Below are 19,575 nucleotides of genomic sequence, written 5' to 3' on the forward strand. Positions count from 1 at the left end.
TCGCGAAGCCGACGTTCACACTCCGGGCAGGGCCAGAGCTTCGGCCAGGGGAATACCGTGGCGGGCGGCGTGGGCACGGCGGGCGCGCAGTCGGGCTCGGCTCCGTGGGCGGGACTTCGGTTCGTGGCCGCAACCGCAGGGTTCGAAGCCTTCGTAGCGCAGGCCGGCGTCGAGGACTGCGCCGACTACCGACCAGGCTCGGCTGTCGATGCGACGAGGCGCCGCGAAATCGTGTCCCGCGCACTGCATCTGGGCAGCACACCGGGGGCAGCGGTGTGCCGTGTCAGCACTCGGCTGGAACCGCTTGAACGACACCCGGCAGGCCACGCAGGCGTAGTGCAGCTTGTACTGCATGAGACCGTAGGTACACATGAGGGGACTCTATGCCGAGCATTGGGCGGGTGGCCATTGCTTATCCGCGTCAGCATCGCCGAGACCGTGGGGGCGTCAGGGCGTTGCAGTGGCCGCACTCGAGGTTCTATGGCCCGACCAACCCGCTGGTACGCACCATCGATGGCCACACAATCCACATGCGTGGGGCGATGATCGACGTAGTCTTCAAGATCAGTACAGCTTTTATCCCCTGATAGATCGAGGAAGCATGAGCAGAGAACAGATAGATCCCCGCCCACTCGATGGCCACGAAGAGTCGATCATTCGACAGTTACTGTCAGTAGAGTTTCCCGGTGCGGCCAAATTTGCGTCCCAGATTTCACACACGCAAGTAGTCGCCACCTGGGGAAAGGGATCGCAAAGCCTGGACTTCCGTGTCTCCCCCGGCGCTTCAACAGGTCCCGCCGAGGATGGCGAATTGCCAGTGTTCGGAGAGGTCGCGGACACTGATGGGACAGTGACCGGATTCATCACCCTGTGGGTGAAAAACGGCCTCCTCGATGCGCTCGAATACGGATCACATACCGACGATAGTCCGGTAGCACTGCCGGAAATTTCCGCCATCTCCGTAAGTCGATTCAAATAGCCCGGCGACAACACAGTACATCAGGATCCTTCGGAAGCTCCGAAGCGGTGCGGGACAATATTGGTCACCGTTAATTTTGCCGGTCACCGAACGCGCCGTGGATGCTGTCCTCGGCGGTCGTGCGACGCCATTCTCGCGGAGTGACGCCGTAGGTGACGCGGAATCGGCGAGTGAAGTGTGAGGCATCGCGGAAGCCCCAGCGTTGAGCGATCATGGCGATGGACCAGTGACGCAGCCCAGGGCTGGCGAGGTCGGCGCGGATGCGGTCGAGACGTTGGCCGATGATCCACTGGGCGAGGCTGTAGTCGGCGGCGGCACAGATCTTGTACAGGTGACGCACAGAGATGTTGAGGGCGCGGGCGATGCGCGCGGCATCGAGTTCGGGGTCGGCGAGATTGCGTCGCACGTAGCTGCGGATCTCGGCGAGCATGATCTCCGAGGGGATGACCGCGCCGTCGTGTCTGTCGGGTTCGCTCGTCGAGAGCAATAGCCCGCGGATCAGGTCGATACTGGCCGAGCCGGCTAGGCGCGCGGCGGGCCCGGCACTGAGATCGTCTGCGCACCGGGTCATTTCGGTGATATGCCCGGTGACGAGTCGGTAGTAGGGGCTGCGATGCAGGTGCGGGGCGGCCCGGCGAATGCGTTCGACCGGGAGATCGAGCTGATCGAGGGGCACATGCAGGCAGGTCGACCCGCCGTCGCCGTCCCAACGAAAGTCGTACGGGGCGTTGAGGTCCATCAGATGGAGGTCGCCGACGGCGACTTCGCGCTGGAGACCGTCCTGTTCGTAGCGGGCCGAACCCTTGCGATGCACCGCGAGAGCCAGCATGGGCGAGGGGTTCGCCCGGATTTGTTTCGCCGTCCGGATCAGCTGAATACCGGAGATGTCGGCACGAAAAATATTGACATCCCCGAACTCCCATACATCGAACCGGGCGTGTGCGGGAACGCCTGGATTCTCGTGCACCACATGGCAGGGCGTGGATGCCTCCTGCATGGCAGTGGTGATCGCCGCGGCACGTTCCGTCGGTACCAAAGCGCCGGTCTCGAGCACTGTGGCCATAACCCGCCTCCCCCAGTCGGGCTCTCCGCCTGATCACGACTGATCCGTGCGGCACCATCAGCCCAGAAATCGTGCACGCCGAGACCAGTTTGCCTGGTCACAGCGCCCTACGCTCGGCAACATGACTGGGCACATGCCCGAGCAGGAGGGTTGTCGTGTTCAAGCCCATGGGACGAGCGGACGAGCTCGACCACCTCAACGGATTCATCGCCGCCGCACGCAACGGCCTCGGGCACGCGGTAGTGCTGCGCGGCGAGCCGGGAATCGGCAAGTCGGTACTGATCGAGTCCCTGATCGTGTCAGCGCACGGGTTCCGAATCCTGCGCTCGGACGGCTACGAGGCTGAAGCCAACCTGCCCTATTCGGGCGTGCAGCGGTTGGTCGGATCCATCGAAGTCGACAGCGCGCAGTTGCCCGATCTGGAGCGGGAGGCGCTACGGGTCGCGCTGGGAGTGTCGGCGGGCGCGGTGCCGGATCGCTTCCTGGTCGGGCGAGCGGTGCTCAGCTTGCTCGCGATCGTCGGTTGCGGCGGACCCGTGCTGTGCGCGGTCGATGACGCACAGTGGTTGGATCGGGAATCGTTGGACGCGTTGGGTTTTGTCGCGCGACGACTGCGTGCCGACGCGGCAGTGGTGGTGTTCGCGGCACGTCCCGACGACGACGTCGATGTCCGACTCGCGGGAGTGCCGACGCTTCAGATCGACGAACTGGCCCGTACCGATGCCATCGCATTGCTGACCCACTCGTTCGACGGGGTCCTCGAGCCGCGGGTCGCCGCCGATATCGTCGACGAGGTCGGCGGGAACCCGCTGGTCTTGACCGATCTCGCGCGCGATCTCACCATCCGCGAACTCACGGACTCGTCCTTCGTCCCCCGCCCGCTCCGCGCAAGCCAACGACTCGAAGAGTTCTATCGACGCAAGCTGGATCTCCTGCCCGATTCCTGCAAGGACTGGATCCTGGTGGCAGCCGCGGAATCGACGGGAGATCTGAAGCTGGTGGATCGCGCGGCCGCACTCCTCGATATCGACGAGAGCGCGGGTGAAACGGCGGACGACGCCGGGCTGGTCGTCATCGATGGGGCAGTGCGATTTCGGCACCCGCTGGTGCGCGCGGCCGTTTACCGTGCCGCGACGGCTGCCGCGCGTCGTCGCGTCCACGGTGCCCTGGCTCAGGCCGCCGAGGCATCCGGGTCGGTCGATGTCGGGGCGTGGCACGCCGCAGCGGCGACTGCGCGCCCCCACGACGGTATCGCGCAACGCCTGGTCGATGCGGCAGAGCGTGCCGGGCGGCGTGGTGGCCTGATCGCCAGGGCGAGCCTGTTGGCGCGGGCGGCTGAGCTGAGCGAGGATCCCGTGCTGCGCGACGATCGCCTGCTCGCCGCCGCCGAGTCGGCATCCGAGTCCGGGGCCGGACGATTCGCCGTGGACCTGACTGATCGGATCCCCGACCCGCAAGCGCTCGAGCCGGTCGCCGCCGGACGGCGATTGTTCGTGCGGGCATCGCTTGCCGCCTTTCTCGGCGATCCCGAGGCGATTCGACTCGCACCAGATCAACTGACCGCGGCGGCGGACCTGTTCCACGGCCGGGACACACGCCGCGAGCACCTCGCGCTGCTGCGCGCTTTCGATGTGGCCCACAGCGCCGAACGCACGGTGACCGCTGACACCATGCGCGGTCTCGGTCTTCGGATGCGGGCCGCCGCGACCGAGGCCGAACCGATCACCCGCGCAATCCTCATCGGTGTCGCGGCTCTGCTCCTCGATACCTATGCCGAGGCGGTCGCTCCGATGCGGAAGGCAGCCCACGTCCTGAGTGAACTGGGCGATCGTCGAGCGCTGGAGTTCAGCATCGTAGGGGTGATCTTCACCAGCGCCTTATGGGACGAGCGGGCACGCAACAACTGGCTCGATCGTGGGGAGCGGATCGCCACCCGGTCGGGCACCCTCCGGGAGTTGGATTCCTTGCTCTGGATGCGGTCGCTGACCGAACTCGATCGCGGCGATGTCACCGCCGCCGGGCGGGCGGTCGCACGCGTCCGGGAGCTGCGCCAAGCGATGGGCTATCCGGCCGAACATGTCGTCAACGGCTCGTACCTCGCCTGGACGGGAGCGCCGACAGCGGTGGTCACCCAGATCGCCGAGTCGACCCTGGCGGCGGGTTTCGGCGGTGTCCACACCGCGACGATCAACGCACTAGCGATCCGCAACCTCGCTGAGGGGCACTACCACGACGCCTACACGCTGCTGACGCCGTTCGAAGCCGATCGATTCCTGCAGGTCTCGCCGCACCAACTCCCCGAGTACATCGAAGCGGCCGCCCGAGCGGGCCACACCGCCGACGCCGAACGAGTCGCTGTCGAATTCGCGAGGTTCGCCGACGACATCGGGTCGCCATGGGCACACGGTGTTGCCTTGCGGTGCTCAGCACTGATCGCGCCGACCGAGGACGCCGAGGAACTCTATCTGGCCGCTATTGCCGCGTTGACCGAGACCGACACCCCGATCGACCTCTATCGTGCCCATCTCCTCTACGGCGAATGGCTGCGTAGACAACGTCGCCGTACCGACGCAAGGGTCCAATTACACACCGCAGTAGAGGGATTGACACGATTCGGCGCAGTCGCCTTTGCCGAGCGGGCAGCACGCGAGCTGGATGCCTTCGGCGAGCGGGCACAGGTCGACAACCCTGCCAGGTCGGTCGAGTTGACCGCCCAGGAGTCCGAGGTGGCAGCGCTGGCAGCAACAGGCCACACCAACGCCGAGATCGCCGCCACCATGTTCCTCAGTGCCAACACCGTCGATTACCACTTGCGCAAAGTCTTTCGCAAACTCGGCATTTCCTCGCGCCGCCAACTGCGCGAGCACCTGCCGCCGACTGCGAACTGACCTCAGGACTACGTGCGACACGTGATTCGCGCGGAGTCCGTTGTGGCCCATCGTGAACACAGTGCTCAGCACCCACTCGCGAGGAGGCCGCAATGCCGACGATCACCGCCGACGACGGAATTCAGATCTTCTACAAGGACTGGGGTCCGATCGACGGGCGTGCGGTCCTGCTCAGCCACGGCTGGCCGCTGAACGCCGACGCCTGGGAGAGCCAGGCGCTGTACCTGGCCGAGCACGGCTGTCGTGTCATCGCCCATGATCGGCGCGGACACGGCCGTTCCACCCAGCCGTGGAACGGCAACGACATGGATACCTACGCCGACGATCTCGCGACGCTGCTCGACACCCTCGACCTGACCGATGTGACCGTGGTCGGGCACTCGACCGGCGGCGGTGAGGTGGTGCGCTACATCGCCCGCCACGGATCCTCGCGGGTCGCGAAACTTGTTCTCGTCTCGGCTGTTCCGCCGTTCATGCTGCGCACCGACGACAATCCCGAAGGGCTGCCGATCGAGGTCTTCGACGCGATCCGCGCCGGCGAACGCGCGTCTCGCTCGCAGCTGTATCGCGACCTCGCCGACGGCCCGTTCTTCGGCCACAACCGGCACGGCGACATCCCCCAGGGGATGCGAGACGCGTTCTGGTTGCAAGGCCTCGCCGCAGGCCATCGCGGCGCCTACGAATGTATCGCTGCATTCTCGGCCACGGACTTCCGTGGCGACCTCGCCGAGATCACCGTGCCGACACTGGTCATCCACGGTGACGACGACCAGATCGTCCCCATCGACGTGGGCGGTCTGCGCTCGGCGAAACTCGTCGCCGGTGCCGAGCTCAAGGTCTACGAAGGCGCCGGTCACGCGCTCCCCGACACCGAGAAGCAGCGACTGTCCCAGGACCTGCTCGACTTCATCGACTCGTGAACACCGGAACGGAGAACACCGCAATGAGCCAACCGAAACACACCCACAAGCCGCCGATCGTGCTCATCCACGGGCTCTGGATGACTCCGTCGAGTTGGGACACCTGGGCGCGGCGCTACCGCGACCTCGGACACCAGGTGATCGTTCCGGGCTGGCCCGGCATCGGTGATCGCGCCCCTGCCGACATCCGCGAGGATCCGCGCTCACTCGAAGGCGTCGGCATCGTCGAGATCGTCGACTTCTACGCCGATCTCATCGCATCGATGCCCGAACAGCCCATCATCATGGGCCACTCCTTCGGCGGGATCTTCACCCAGATGCTGCTCGATCGAGGCCTCGGCATCGCCGGGGTCGGAGTGGCGCCCGGTCAACCGGCCGGCGTTCTCGCCCTGCCGTTCTCGACCTTGCGCACGGGTCTTCCGGTGTTGTCCAACCCGTTCCGCTTCGGCAAAGCCAGCCCGATCTCCAAGCGCCACTTCCACTACACGTTCGGCAACGACCTCAGCCGCGCCGACTCCGACCTGGAATGGGCTGCGAGCGCCGTGAATTCGTCCAATCGGGTCTTCTTCGAAGGCGTGCTGTCGTTGCCGAAGAAGAAGTCGGGCATCACCGCGGTCGACTTCCGCAAGGCAGACCGGGCACCGCTGCTGCTCATCTCCGGTGGCATCGACCACGTCGCGCCACCCGCCATCCAGAAGGCCGCCCTGCGCAAGTACTCCGAGGGCACCGCGCTGGTGGAGCAGATCGAGTTCCCCGATCGCACGCACCGACTGGTGAGCCAGGACGGGTGGGAGGAAATCGCCGACTATGCCCTGGACTGGACGCTGCGCCACGCCGCGACCAGATTCCCGCAGGCGATGTAGCGCTCACCATGACCGGCGTCAGAATCACCCACATCGGCGGGCCGACCACGCTCATCGAGATCGACGGGTGGACCATCCTCACCGATCCGACCTTCGACGAGCCGGGGGCGCGCTACGACTTCGCCCTGGGCACCTCCTCGGTGAAGACGATCGGCCCGGCGATACGGGTGGACGACCTCCCCGCGATCGACGTCGTGCTCCTCTCCCACGACCACCATGCCGACAACCTCGACCACGTCGGACGCGCACTGTTGCGCACCGTGCCGAGGGTCATCACCACCGCGAGCGGCAGTCGCCGGCTCGGTCTCGCCCACGCCGAATCGATGGTGCCTTGGCAGGAGACCGTACTGGCCTCGCCGGTGCGCGCACCGCTGCGGGTGATCGCCACTCCCAGTCGCCACGGGCCGCCGTTCAGTCGGCTGCTCGTGGGTGAAAACCTCGGCTTCGCGATCCAACGACCATCGGAATCCGCTGTGGCGGTATGGATGTCGGGCGACTCTGTCTACTTCAAAGGCCTCGAGCAAGTCGCCCGCCGCCTCGACGTCGATATCGCGCTGCTGCATCTCGGCGCCGTCCGATTCGGGCTCACCGGGCCGGTGAAGTACACGATGGACGCCCGCGACGCCGCCCGATTCATCAGGCTCCTCGAACCGCGCATCGCCGTGCCGGTGCACTACGAAGGCTGGACCCACTTCAGCGAGAGCCACGACCGTGCGCGCGTGCGGTTGCTCGAGGAGTCCGAAGGCGTGCATCACCGGGTGCGGTGGCTGCCGTCCGGAAAGCCTGTCGAATTTCCCTCTCCCACACCGCCGCTCGCGCACTGAGCGCTCCCGAAAAGGTGAACGACCATGTCTACTGATGTCCCGAATCCGCGCCGGCGTCGGCTGCTGAGCGCGCTGGCCGCGACCGTTGTCGCTGTCAGCCCAGTCGTCCCGGCACTCGCGACCGCCGATCCCGGCGAACCCACCCTGGTACTGGTCCACGGCGCGTTCGCCGACGCCACCAGCTGGGACGGAGTCGCCGCCGAGCTGCGTGGGCGCGGCTATCCCGTAGTCGCCGTGAACAATCCGCTGCGCGGTCCCCGCAATGACGCGGCGGCACTGCAGGGTGTTCTCGACAGCATCGACGGCCCTGTCGTGCTCGTCGGACACTCCTACGGTGGTGCCGTCATCACCAACACCCACAACCCCAAGGTCACAGCCAATGTCTACATCGCCGCGTTCGCTCCGGCGCAAGGCGAATTCGTGCAAGGACTTCTCGATCCCATCCGATTCCCCGGCAGCCAACTCCTGCCACCCGCACTGCAGGTCCGGGTCGTGGACGACGCCACCGGAATCGGTGGTCACAACGTGGACGGCTACATCGACGCGCCCTACTTCCACCAGATCTTCGCCCAGGACGTCAGCACCGAAACCGCCGCGGACATGTACGCACACCAACTCTCGGCCGCACTGAACGCCAACCTGGAGCCCTCCGGCCCACCGTCCTGGGCGACAACTCCCAGCTGGTACCTGATCTCCGCCGAGGATCGTGTCATTCCCCCTGCCGCACAACGATTCATGGCCGGGCGGGCAGCGTCGAGCACGACGAAGGAGATCAACTCCTCGCACGCCTCACTGGTATCCCAGCCGGTCACAGTCGCCGACACCATCGTCGAGGCCGCGAACTCGGTTCGATAGCCAGCCAACCGATCGTGGAACATTCGATCGTGTCCAGTCCTACGACCTCCTGGTACCGGCGGGACAGGGTCGGAGCTGCGGACCGCGATTGTCGAGCAGCGAGATCGGGACGGAGTCGATCCGAACATCGGCTCCGTCCCATCCGGCGCACTGCTCCTCACAGCCGGACGTGCACGGATACATTGCAGTGAGGCCGCACCGTGCAGCAGTCCCTGAGTCGGTCACACACTGCCACGACGCCGCTCCGCATGACCGGAACGGGGGGCGCGGTGTCGCCACGTTGGATGCATTGATCGGACTGCTTCGACCTCCATAGGGCTGTTCGGTTACGGTCGGACGCGACCAGACCTGGAGAGGACGGCAAGTAGATGACATCCCCGGATCCGAACGGGACGTTCTCGATCACACCCGAACATGTCCAGAACGCGGGCCTCTACATCCAGCAGACCGCGCAATCCTTGCTGACCGGGGTCCGCGCCACCGACGCCGACGTAGACGATCTGCTGACCGGATGGCAGGGCCCGGCATCGGAATCGTTTCGGACCGGGTGGGCCGAAGTATGCACCGGCGTCGCCGGTGTCCTGGGCGCGTTGACCGAGATGGCGGACGCACTCGGCGTGACCAGTGTGACGCTTTCCGAACAAGACCGGGACTGGGCTGGGGAACTCTCGCCGGAATTCACGCTAGACCTGCCGTGACTTCAGGTCAGGCGCGCCGACAACAACGCTAGGAGAGACGTGCGGTACCGGGTGAACCTGAACGAACTCGATGACGCGGTGATCCAGATCAACGCGTTGAAGAACTTCCTCGAAGAATCATTGGTCGAGATCGATGAGCGAGTGAACGCGATGCGAGCCGACTGGACCGGTGCAGCTTCCCTCGCCTACGACGCCGCGCATGTCGACTGGATCGCCTCGGCACGGACCGCTGCCGCTGGCATCGAAAAGATGCGGGCCGCCGCTCGCACCGCCCACGACTCCTACACCGCAACCATCGTCGCGAACAGAGCTCTGCTCGGACGCGGTGGACAGGCCACCGGTAGCGAGAGCCAAGCATGACCATCGTCGATGTCGATACCGAGACCTACTACACGGCGGGTAGAGAGCTATGTGCCGCCGCCGCGTCGTGGTGGACGGCGATCGACGCCCAATGGGCGACGTTGGCCCAGTGTGGCAGCATGTGCGGCTCCTATGAAGAGGCCAAGACCTGGGCCGCTGAGTACGACACCAAGGCCAACGAGCTGATCAACTCGGTTCGCCAGGTCGCGGCCGCCGGTGACGCCTACGGCAGGGTCCTGATGGAGCTCGGCTACAACCACGAAATCGGCGACTACTTCGCCACCTCAGAGTTCGGTGCCGCCATGCCACCGCGGCCACAGATGCCCGCTGAACTGGTAGCGGTGTGCCGGGTGCCGTTGCCCTCGGCAGGCGGTCCGGGCAGCGGGTTGTCCGAGGCGATCGGCCTGGCCTCCGAGGTGGGTATCACCGTGCCCGATGGCGATACCGGAAAGCTGAACAACGCCGCCAGCCTGTGGAAGAGCCTGGCGACCAACGAGGCCGTGACCGGCTACGTCGCCGAACTCCACCGAATCGCCGGCCTGTTCGCCGACATCACCGCCGAGGAGTACGACTCCGTCGACGAGGACATCCGCGCGATGAAAGCCGCTGCGGACGATGTCGTCGCCGGGTTCGCCGAGGTCGGCGCCAGTACCGAGACACATCGCAGCGCGTTGGTCGCCATGCGCGAAGCCATCGAGCAATTCCTCATCGACATGGCCAAAGACATCGCCATCGAGACGGGGGTCACCGCGGCGATCTCGATCGCCGCCTCGTTCGTCACCTTCGGTGCCGCCGCCGTCGGTGGTGCGCTGATCCTCACCGCCCGTGTCTCCCATATCGTGGCGCGGTACGCCCCGAAGATCCGACCGCTGATCGCGGTCTTCAAGTCCAACGGGCTGGCACGCAAGTTCACCAACGTGCCCGACTTCTCCAAACACAAACAGGAGATGCAACGCATCCTCGACATGCGTGCCAAGAACGGCCCGCCCCGCAAACACGGACTCGCGCCTGATGTTCTGGACCCAAAGAATCGCGACATCCTGGCGCGTGGGCCTTCCGACCAGTACGGCACCGACCTCGGTGGTGTGCTGCGCCGCGGTGAGACCCCGACACCGGAGCAACAACGTCAGATCGATGGGTTGAACGAAGCACTGGAGAAGCTGCCCAAACACGAGGGGCCGGTTGTGCGACACGTGAACATGACCCCGGAGCAGCTTGCCGAGTTCGAACAGGGTGGATCGTGGGCTGACCCCGGGTTCATGTCCACATCGAACAAGCCCGGCGGGGTCTCCGACGTCTTCGCGGAGAACCGGAACGTGGAAATGCAGATCGTGTCCAAGAACGGACGCACCTACTCCGACCCCGACACTGGCATGCCGTTCGGTACCGACGACGAAGTACTGTTCCCGTCGAACAGCCAATTCACCGTGCACAACAAGTATTTCGACCCCGCGACGGGCCGGGTCGTGATCCAGATGGTCGAGAGGTAACGGCGGTCATGACGACTCCCCACGACGAAGAGTACGCACGGGCAGTGCGGCAACTGGAAGAGTTCGAACAGATGCGTGCCCAGGTGCGACTGCGTGCGTTGGATCCCACCGCCCCACGCGACGTCACCCATATCAAAGATGACGGCAGGTCCGGTACCCCGCAGGAGAATTGGACGGTCTCACACGACGGACGCGAATGGCGCGACGAGAACGGTGCGGTGGTCTACCGCCGCGACAGCGAAGGATTCTGGCTTGCCCCCGATGGGCGCCGCGTGTTCGACCCCATCGGCAACCCGATCAACTCCTGACGCTCACCCCAACCGCCGTGCGAGTTGCGACGGTGGAGGACATCGGCCGGTCGGTCGGCGTACCGCACCTGAAAGGCTCACGACATCGTGACGAGATGGAAGTGGCGTTCATCCCCCGCGATCGATCGTGTCGGACTGATGCTCGACTCGCTCGACGGCCTGTCCGTCGGCGATGCGCTGGGCGCGCAGTTCTTCATCATGGGCCGCTCCCTGTCGGACCTTCGGTCGGGCACTCCCCCGCCGGGACCGTGGGACTGGACCGATGACACCGAAATGGCTTGCAACGTGGTCGCCGAACTCCACCGACACCAGCAGATCGACCAGGACCGACTCGCCGCAGGTTTCGCACGCCGGTTCTCACCAGAGCGCGACTACGGACACGCAACGGTCACCACATTGCGGCGGATCCGCGAAGGCAAACCGTGGAAAGAGACAGCAAGCGCGGCATTCGAGGGCCACGGTTCCTGCGGCAACGGCGCTGCCATGCGAGTCGCCCCACTCGGGGCCTACTACGCCGACGATCCACAACAGGCCGTCACCGAAGCCGTCCGATCAGCACAAGTCACCCACATGAACCCCGAAGGCGTGACCGGCGCCGTCGCGGTAGCGGTCGCCGCAGGACAGGCCGCCCACGCCCGTCGGACCCAAACCCCGCCCACGCCAGCGGAATTCCTCATCACAGTCCTTGGCCATCTCGCGCCCGGCGAGACAACGCACGGCATCCGTCGCGCTCGCGCCCTGCTCGGCACATCCGTCGCCGAGGCCGCACACGAGTTGGGAAACGGATCCAAGGTGACGGCGCAAGACACCGTGCCGTTCGCATTGTGGGCCGCGGCAACCTATCTCGACGACTACCCGGCGGCCATTGCCGCGTGCATCGAAGCAGACGGCGATATCGACACCACCTCCGCGATCACCGGGGGCATCGTCGCGGCCCACACCGGCACCACCACCGAAACGGGCGTACCGCAGACCTGGCTCGCGGCCCGCGAACCGTTACCGTCCTGGCTCACCACGATCAATCGCCCACGCCGCCGACCGTGACCACAACAGGATTGACCTCGCCGATCGGGCAAGGCCTAGAGGCCGAGCCCAGGTCTCGCCCTCGGAAACCAGTGAGCTCGGGGTGTCCGAATGTCTCACTCAGCCTGACGGAGAGGGCCTACCTCGGCTGAGCCGCGCATGGGTCGCGATGCGCGGGTCCAGGCGGGACCAACTGCAGCCATCGCGCACGAGTCAACCCCTCGGGTTCCATCGCACACAAATACGCGGTGACCCCACTTAGCGGCGTGGTGTCCCAGACACCAATCCAGTTGAGGCCGCTCGCAGTGAACATGCGGTCACCGCTGGCGCTGAACGCGAGGCTGAGGTTGATCGTCGTTGCCGAAAAGAGAGGAGCGACCAGCAAACGCTTGGTCGGCAGGTGCCACAGTTCGACCCGCTCACCTGCCGCTAGTGCCACCACGTCACCACTAGGCGCAGCCGCGAACGCGTTGGCATTGGCTAGGCGAGTCGGTGGAATCTCAGGTTGGAGGGTGTCCCACAGTCGCGCCATGGAATCGTGCCCGACCGTGATTATCCACCGACCTTCGCCCACAAACGCGATCTGGCGGATTGATGTAGTACCCGGCGCTGGCGTGCCACCCAGAAAAGCCCCGGATGGGACGTTGAACAGCTGCAGACCGCCGTTCTCATCGGTCCGGGCCAACCGCCTACCGTCAGCACTGAGCGCGGCCACCGAACCCGACACCATCGGAGCCATGGACGGGCCGACGCTCGACATATCGGAGCGCAGCACGAGCGTGCCACGTTCACTGCTCGACGCGATCAGGTAGCCATTGCGTTGGAGACTGAGGTACTGGGGCGACGGCATGGGCAACTCGGCACTCGCGTAAGTACGCAGGTCGATCACGGTCGTGCTCGGCCGCGACACCGACGATCCGACAGTTGCCAAATAGCGCCCATCCAGCGCGAGTCCACCGAAGGTTTCGTCGGTGGTCGGCGACCAGAGCATTCGGACATCGTTCCAGCGATCAGCCGTGCGCGATTCCAGTTGACCCCGAGCATTGAAGCTGAGGAGATCGCCGTCAGAGCCAATCGTCAGACCTGCCGGACCCGCCGCCAGCAGATTCGAAGTCTGACGGAAGGTTGCGAGGTTCCACGTACGCAGCAAGCCGTCCTCGGTGACCGTCAGCAGTCGTGACCCTCCATCGGTGAACTTGAGCAGGACGGGTCGGCCAAGCGACGTGGCGACCGTGGCCGCGCCGAGCTCGGGGTGGAAGAGATCCCACACGCGTAGCGTGCCGCTGAAATCCACCGCCGCCAGGGTGGCGTCAGTCGGGTCGTAGGCGATGATCGACGCGTAGGAACCGCCGACAAATGGTGCGCCGCGTGGGGTGCCGTCGTGAACGTTCCACAGCCTGGTTTGACCGCTCCCGTCGCTGACGGCGAACACGCTCCCAGTGGCGTTGAAGGTCGCCGAGAGAATCGAGTTGGTCGTTGGAAGCTCGACAATTCGATTGTCGATCAGGGTCCACAGCAGCACGCGGGACTCAGCGTGAACCACGATGCCACGCCCGTCAGGGGTAGCGCGGAGAAATCTGAACGAACCAAGGTCTGTGGGTGGCCGTGTCGTGGCGACGACGGCATTGGCACGCAGACTCCACTGCGTCACCACACCTTGCTCGCTGACGATGAGCAATCGCTCATCGTCAGCGAATACCGGCTGGACGTAGCTACCATCGCCGATCTCGAGGAACCGCGTCTCGGCGCCGGTGCGTACATCCCAGAGTTGAATGCCTCCGGGTCTGCCGCCAGCCAGCACAGTGCCGTCTGGGCTGAGCGCGGCATCCCAGCTACCCGAATATGGCCCCGCGACACGGTATCCGTCGCGCCATACCTCGGTTTTGCCTGAGGAGCTCAAGGCCACGGTCGCACCTGTTGCGTCGGTCGACGCAGCGGTCGCGGCGATATCGGTTTTGACAACGCTAATTTGGCGTCGCGCGGCGGCGGCCAACTTCGCGAACTCTGCCGGCGCGCCGCCCCTGACCCCGATCTCGCCTGCGGCCAAACTAGACAACCGCGAGCCGGATGGATCGAGGTCGGCGAGGCTATTGCTCTGGTCGATCAGGACTGATTGGATCGCTTCGTCACGCTGTATTCGATTGGTATTTCCCTGATTCCACACAACCACCAGCAGACCGGTCAGCACGAGAACGACGGTCACCAGGCCCCCCGCCTGCCACCGTCTAATGATCGTTTTGCGTCGGTGCATGTGCTCGCTCGCCACGAGGAACTCCGTGACGATGGCCGGCACGTCGAGCCCGGCGATCGCGCCCCGGGTGATTCGATCGACCAGTCGTCTGGCGGAGGTTGTTCGCTGTGCGGTCAGCAGCGGCGCGTCAGCAGCTGAGGCGAGCCATTTGCTGGCCTCTTCGTGCAAGGCCGCGAGTTCGTTTCGCTCGTTGCGCACCTGGCTAAGCCATGTGCGCAACGATGGCCACGAGCTGAGCAAAGCCTCATGCGACACTGTGACGGTTGGCCCATCGATGACAATCAAGCGTTTGGCCGCGAACGCCTCGAGCATGGTCGAGACAGCCGCACCTGAGCCGGTAGCAGCGCCCGAGATGACCTCGTCGACTCGTGCCGACCTCGCGTAGTCAACCTGATCGTGACTTGTTGTCAGATAATTGACGAATACGCGCTCCGCTTCAGCCCGCTCGGCAGGGCCGAGCCGCAGATAGACCTCCTCCGCAGTTGTTCCGACGGCTTCCTCGATACCGCCGGTTCTCTCGTAGTCTCGTACGGTGAGTCTGTCCGACGCGGTATCGCGATCGCGCCACACCAGATCAAGTGCGTAGGAGAGCAGGGGGAGAGCGCCGCCGCTGCCGATGCTGCCACCGAAGGTTCGCCGAGTGCGGGTTCGCAACTCCTGCAACAAGAGATCGATGAGTTGGTCCTGGACTTGGACCCCAAGACTCGCTGCAGGTCCAGCAATCGCGATCCGCAGCTGGTCGTCGGTCATTCCCGTGAGCAGGTACCGTGCCCGCACAGCATGCAGCAGCGGTGCCATAACCTCGCGTTGCGATTCCAGGTTGGCATGTTCAGCGAGCGCGCCCTCGAAGTCGTTGCGTATCACCACGATGACGACGGCAACAGAATTGCCGTCGCCATCGCGTGACTGTGCGATCGAACACAGGGCGACGAGGAACTCCTCCAGCTGGCCGAGCTCGACCTCGCCGGAAGTGAAGACCGATTCGAACTGGTCGACGACCAGTACGAATCGTGCGGGTGCTGCCCGGTCCAAGGGCATGTTCGTGACTGCCGCCGCTACCACATGACCCCACCGGTGTGGTGGGATCAACCCGATGTCGGGGTGGTCGCCACGAAGGGTGCTGATCGCGTTCGAAAGCTCCTCCATGGGAGCGGTTTTGGGTGAGAACACCACCGGCCGCCAGCAGCAGTCGGTCGCGTCGGAACTCGATCCGGAGACCAATGCCGGGACCACTCCCGCACGGATCAATGACGACTTGCCCGACCCTGAGACACCCGAGACCACAACGAATCCGCCGTGCCCGAGCGCCGCTCTGACCCGCGTGGTGACGGACCTGATAGCGCTCGCCCGACCGAAGAACAACGCCGAGTCGTATTGCCCGAAGGGCTTCAGCCCTTGATAGGGGCTATCGCGTCGAACCAGGTTCGACGGCGCGACATATCTGGCTTGCCCACCGATAGAACGTAATTGGGGCTGCTGGCGGACACCCGAGCGCGCGAAATCCTGCTGCACCCGGGTCATCAGCAGATCAGGTTGCAGTAGCCCCGACTGACCGGTCTCGGCCTCGACCTGTTGGATCGCCGATCGCAACGCCCGCGAGTAAACGCCGGTGCCGAGCATGGTGTCGTTGGCGGCGGTCTGACCGGGGCTGGCCGCGAACAGGCCGCGTTGAGTTGGCGGCACAAACAGTGGGTCGCCACCTTGGAGGTGTTCGGAGTAAACATCGCTGTGCCCGGTCATGTGCCGGGACTCCGTCAAGCACATGTCAGCGATGAACAGCTGATTGGGGTGGCCCGCATAGTAACTGGAGCGCATGATCTCCATCAGTCGGTCCAGATCGAGGTTGCGCATGTCGGTGACGGTTGCGCCGGAATGCAAGAGCCGAGCCCGGTTCGCATGGACGAACCCATGGCCACCGACGTATACGATCAACAGGCCGCTGGCACTGCGACGGCTGGCCATTTCGTCCCGGTGCTGTAAATCCTCGGTGAGTGCGGCGACGATCTTGTCCTGGTCCGCCGGTCGCAACTCGATACCGGCGGGCAGGGCCGCCGCGTCTTTGGATCGGCCACTCGACGGCGACGCCAACGCGATGATGTCGCGGGGATCGACACCCCGCGCGATTAACATCTCGGCGAACAACACCAGGTCGTTCATCGGCCCGTCGAGCTCCCAACCTGTGCCGAGTGCGTAGCGCTCGACCGCGATGAGGACCGCGACCGTGCCGGGAGGAAGTTGTGGCGGGCGGACCGTCACGCCATGACCTCGTCGAGCACGTCGTAAAAGTGTCGCGAGCGCAGGTATCCGGTGTGCGCCCGGGGAAAGGGCGCGTCATTGTCGACCACTCGGTCGCTGACTCGGCCGGGAAAAAGCGGGGCCGCCACGTACGCAAGGAAATCGCGAGGGTCATAGAGGTTCGTCCACCTTGGGACATGGGCGGGTAGGTCGGTGCCGAAACTGAGCCCAGGCAACGCATCGATCTCATAGAGAAACGATGCCTGTGAGCCAACGGTGATCAGGTGTGTCACCGCAGGTATCGGCTGTTCGATTAGGCACTCCAATGCGGCGATCCCGCCGAGGCTGTGCCCGATCACGACGACGTCGCCGTTTGTCGCGCGCACTGAGTCAGCGATGATGCGCCGCAGCCGCGAGCCCCTGGCGAGGTAGCGCAAGACATCCCCGGGCACCGCCGAGACCGCGCCTGTGATCGCATGCCGTCGGTGCTCGATCGGCCGTGCGACACCGGCCAATAGCCAGCTCCCCACCCCTCGCTCGGATACTCCCAGTGCATCGAGCAGCGCCGTCGCGACCGCCTCGCGATGCCCACCGTCGATGGCCAAGGTCCCATCCAACAACTCATCCGTGGCCAGGGTCGCGACGGCGACGCACGCGCGCGCGACGACTGCGTCGGCACCCTGTATCGACCCTGCCGACAACACCGCGCGCCGAGCAGCCTCGCTGGTAACCACACTGTCGACGGAAGCGGCCCAGCAGTGCCCGATTCCGGCTGCGGTGGCTTCCCGTAACACTGTCGCCGACTTCGCCGCAAGGCGTAGGCGGTCAAGCTGAACCAGTTGCGCACCGACCGTGTGCGGCGGGATCACCCCGGGTCGCGCGAGTGAGGCCGCCTTAAGCTCGGCGAGGGGGTCGATGTCGAGTTGCGCCCACAGCTGCAAGAGCGGATCGAGCGCTTCCGAATCGTTCGGGCTACGGGTACCGACGCGCGTGCCAGGAATCGAGGCACCCCCGGCCCGCAGGCGTGACCCGAACTCGTCTCCCCAGTAACAGGGCTCGACCGTAAGCGATGGCCTGATCCGGGCCAGCCCCTCGCGCAACGCCGCGAACGAATCATCGAAGGATGCGCGCCGCACACCCGTTCCGTGTACGAAGACGGCTGTCGGCATCTCGAATCCCCTCGATCGGTCACGCTGGCCCTCATCATCGCCGATCCTCGCCGCTGGCGATATCTGAATTCACTAGCTGAGCTGATCTTCGATGTAGCCAGGCCCTAACCATTGCGCGCATGTTGAGTGGCTGTGAAGCTCACATCAGCCATGAACTGCTGCTCCTTGTTTGGAGTTACAGAAGGGACAGAAGTAGATGACAGACCGGGATGAATGGGGACGCAAGCCAATCCACTACGCCGCCCGAGACGGCGATGTCGCGGCGATCGCGAGGCTGCGATACAGCGAGGGCGTGAACGCGACTGACGCCGAAGACTGGACTCCTCTGCACTTCGCCGCACAAGGCGGGCACGCGAGAGCGGTGGAAGCGCTTCTCGACGCGGGCGCCGACGTGCACGCATTGACAGACAGGGGATTCCCGGCGATCTACTGGGCAGCGGTCGCCGCAGGAGGCAACCCGGTCTCGACAATACGAGTTCTTCGCGCACATGGGGCCCGGACCCCGACTGCTCGCTCGAGCAGTGAACACAACTCCCTTGCTTCGACATCGATGCGCATTCGAACACCGTAAACGCAACGTGTCCGGCCCAAACATGCTTCCGCGCAAGTCCTTCAATCACCGGTCAACCACATCGGTCGCGAGATTGGGTGAAGCGGGCTGGCCGAAGTTCGTACGGTCCCGTCTACTCTGCTCGACGGCGCCGAACTCGATGCGGTCCGCACGATTCCAGTTGCCGGTCGGGACGCCGATTGCGGATGGCCATGTCCAAGACATTCACGACCACCCGTTAGACCCGTGCTGGCCCGAGCTGCCTCTAGCTACCAGTCAGGGTCATCAGGACTGACAGAGCTACCGACGGGTACCGCCCATCGCAGTCTTCGACTCGTCGCCAGTTTGCAAGCGTCGGGCGGCGGCGCGCCGAAAACGTGCGTAGGCCAACGCAATCGATGTTCAAGTGATGAGGGTAGATGCCATATTTCAGCGCACCGTTCTGGCGCCGACTCGCGGCCCGTCTGATCGACTTGGCGGTTTGCTTGGCGCTCACCTTCCTGCTCGCTGTTCCAGCGACACCCCTGGTCTTGATCGCCGAGGCTGTCATAGGCAGCGAGTACGAGGACACCCTCCTCGATGTCGCGGCGTGGGCGTGCTACTTCACTGCCTATATCGGGCTCGAAGTGTTCATGCTGCTACGCCGCGACGGCCAAACCATCGGCAAGGGACTGCTCGGCGTGCGTGTCGTCCCGGCTGATCCCTGGGCACGCCCGCGCCTTGATCTGCGTCCTGCCGCTGTCCGCATGCTGATCATCTTTCTGCCGTTCTTCTTCCTTTCGGTCGCTGGTTCCAACCCCGAGTCCACCGCACTCGACATCGTGGCGATGACCGCGTTCGGCACCTTCCTGGTGAGCTGCGTTCTCGCGCTTGTCCCCGCCAACAGCAGGCGAACCATCCATGACCTCGTCACCGGAACCCGAGTCATCCGGGCACCGAAACGTAAGGTCGAGCTCAAAAAGGATCTGATGATGGCGCTGCCTGGACGCATTGACTTCGCCAAACATTGACGGTGGGACTTCTCGGGCTCGCTCGCCGACGCTGCGAGCAATCCCATGACTTTCGCGGCGTCACGACGTGGCCGTGCGCGGCGAGCTCG

General features: G+C 64.9%; 17 protein-coding genes. 13 read left to right on the forward strand and 4 right to left on the reverse strand.

Annotated elements, in window-relative coordinates; translation table 11 throughout:
* Positions 1-15: 15 nt before the first annotated feature.
* Positions 16-372, reverse strand: coding sequence for a hypothetical protein (locus ACFP3H_RS14625; protein ID WP_378605600.1), 357 nt, complete (start codon positions 370-372; stop codon positions 16-18).
* Between the two features lie 229 nt (positions 373-601).
* On the opposite strand from ACFP3H_RS14625, the gene ACFP3H_RS14630 reads away from it, so the two are divergent.
* On the forward strand, positions 602-979 hold the full coding sequence (locus ACFP3H_RS14630) for a hypothetical protein (RefSeq protein WP_378605603.1): 378 nt from the start codon (positions 602-604) through the stop codon (positions 977-979).
* A 70-nt stretch (positions 980-1,049) separates the two neighbouring features.
* Here the strand turns inward: ACFP3H_RS14630 and ACFP3H_RS14635 are convergent, their stop codons facing one another.
* Complete coding sequence (locus ACFP3H_RS14635) at positions 1,050-2,042, reverse strand: helix-turn-helix domain-containing protein (protein WP_378605606.1); 993 nt, start codon at positions 2,040-2,042, stop codon at positions 1,050-1,052.
* Positions 2,043-2,197: 155 nt separating this feature from the next.
* Between ACFP3H_RS14635 and ACFP3H_RS14640 the strand changes: the two genes are divergently transcribed.
* The 10 genes from ACFP3H_RS14640 to ACFP3H_RS14685 all read left to right on the forward strand — a co-directional run bounded on the left by ACFP3H_RS14640 (position 2,198) and on the right by ACFP3H_RS14685 (position 12,292).
* Positions 2,198-4,930: a helix-turn-helix transcriptional regulator gene (locus tag ACFP3H_RS14640; protein ID WP_378605609.1), complete on the forward strand. Its 2,733-nt coding sequence runs from the start codon at positions 2,198-2,200 to the stop codon at positions 4,928-4,930.
* A 92-nt stretch (positions 4,931-5,022) separates the two neighbouring features.
* Positions 5,023-5,850, forward strand: coding sequence for an alpha/beta fold hydrolase (locus tag ACFP3H_RS14645; protein WP_378605612.1), 828 nt, complete (start codon positions 5,023-5,025; stop codon positions 5,848-5,850).
* Between the two features lie 23 nt (positions 5,851-5,873).
* Entirely contained in the window at positions 5,874-6,713 is an 840-nt protein-coding gene (locus ACFP3H_RS14650) for an alpha/beta hydrolase (protein WP_378605615.1), read from the forward strand.
* Positions 6,714-6,721: 8 nt separating this feature from the next.
* The gene (locus ACFP3H_RS14655) at positions 6,722-7,537 is read left to right on the forward strand and encodes an MBL fold metallo-hydrolase (RefSeq protein ID WP_378605618.1); all 816 of its coding nucleotides are present in this window, start codon (positions 6,722-6,724) and stop codon (positions 7,535-7,537) included.
* A 24-nt stretch (positions 7,538-7,561) separates the two neighbouring features.
* Positions 7,562-8,392 (forward strand): alpha/beta fold hydrolase, encoded by an 831-nt coding sequence (locus ACFP3H_RS14660; RefSeq protein ID WP_378605621.1) that lies wholly within the window; start codon positions 7,562-7,564, stop codon positions 8,390-8,392.
* A 368-nt stretch (positions 8,393-8,760) separates the two neighbouring features.
* Positions 8,761-9,090, forward strand: a complete 330-nt coding sequence (locus ACFP3H_RS14665; protein WP_378605624.1) for a WXG100 family type VII secretion target — start codon at positions 8,761-8,763, stop codon at positions 9,088-9,090.
* A gap of 51 nt (positions 9,091-9,141) precedes the next feature.
* Positions 9,142-9,450 (forward strand): WXG100 family type VII secretion target, encoded by a 309-nt coding sequence (locus tag ACFP3H_RS14670; protein ID WP_378606388.1) that lies wholly within the window; start codon positions 9,142-9,144, stop codon positions 9,448-9,450.
* Positions 9,447-10,940 carry an ADP-ribosyltransferase family protein gene (locus ACFP3H_RS14675; protein WP_378605627.1) on the forward strand — a complete coding sequence of 498 codons (1,494 nt, stop codon included), beginning with the start codon at positions 9,447-9,449 and terminating at the stop codon, positions 10,938-10,940. Before ACFP3H_RS14670 ends, ACFP3H_RS14675 begins: the two co-directional genes overlap by 4 nt.
* 8 nt (positions 10,941-10,948) lie before the next feature.
* A complete protein-coding gene (locus ACFP3H_RS14680; RefSeq protein ID WP_378605630.1) occupies positions 10,949-11,248 on the forward strand; it encodes a hypothetical protein in 300 nt (99 codons plus the stop codon).
* Between the two features lie 138 nt (positions 11,249-11,386).
* Complete coding sequence (locus tag ACFP3H_RS14685) at positions 11,387-12,292, forward strand: ADP-ribosylglycohydrolase family protein (protein WP_378605633.1); 906 nt, start codon at positions 11,387-11,389, stop codon at positions 12,290-12,292.
* A 118-nt stretch (positions 12,293-12,410) separates the two neighbouring features.
* On the opposite strand, the gene ACFP3H_RS14690 is transcribed toward ACFP3H_RS14685, so the two are convergent.
* Together ACFP3H_RS14690 and ACFP3H_RS14695 are read right to left on the reverse strand one after the other, a co-directional pair.
* Positions 12,411-16,778 (reverse strand): nSTAND1 domain-containing NTPase, encoded by a 4,368-nt coding sequence (locus tag ACFP3H_RS14690; RefSeq protein WP_378605636.1) that lies wholly within the window; start codon positions 16,776-16,778, stop codon positions 12,411-12,413.
* Positions 16,775-17,926: an alpha/beta fold hydrolase gene (locus ACFP3H_RS14695; protein WP_378605639.1), complete on the reverse strand. Its 1,152-nt coding sequence runs from the start codon at positions 17,924-17,926 to the stop codon at positions 16,775-16,777. The genes ACFP3H_RS14690 and ACFP3H_RS14695 overlap by 4 nt, the downstream gene beginning before the upstream one ends.
* Before the next feature lie 196 nt (positions 17,927-18,122).
* On the opposite strand from ACFP3H_RS14695, the gene ACFP3H_RS14700 reads away from it, so the two are divergent.
* A complete protein-coding gene (locus ACFP3H_RS14700; protein ID WP_378605642.1) occupies positions 18,123-18,497 on the forward strand; it encodes an ankyrin repeat domain-containing protein in 375 nt (124 codons plus the stop codon).
* Positions 18,498-18,895: 398 nt separating this feature from the next.
* Positions 18,896-19,486, forward strand: a complete 591-nt coding sequence (locus tag ACFP3H_RS14705) for an RDD family protein (protein ID WP_378605644.1) — start codon at positions 18,896-18,898, stop codon at positions 19,484-19,486.
* Positions 19,487-19,575 lie beyond the last annotated feature (89 nt).

The organism is Nocardia lasii (assembly GCF_042658545.1).
GTDB classification, from domain to species: domain Bacteria; phylum Actinomycetota; class Actinomycetes; order Mycobacteriales; family Mycobacteriaceae; genus Nocardia; species Nocardia lasii.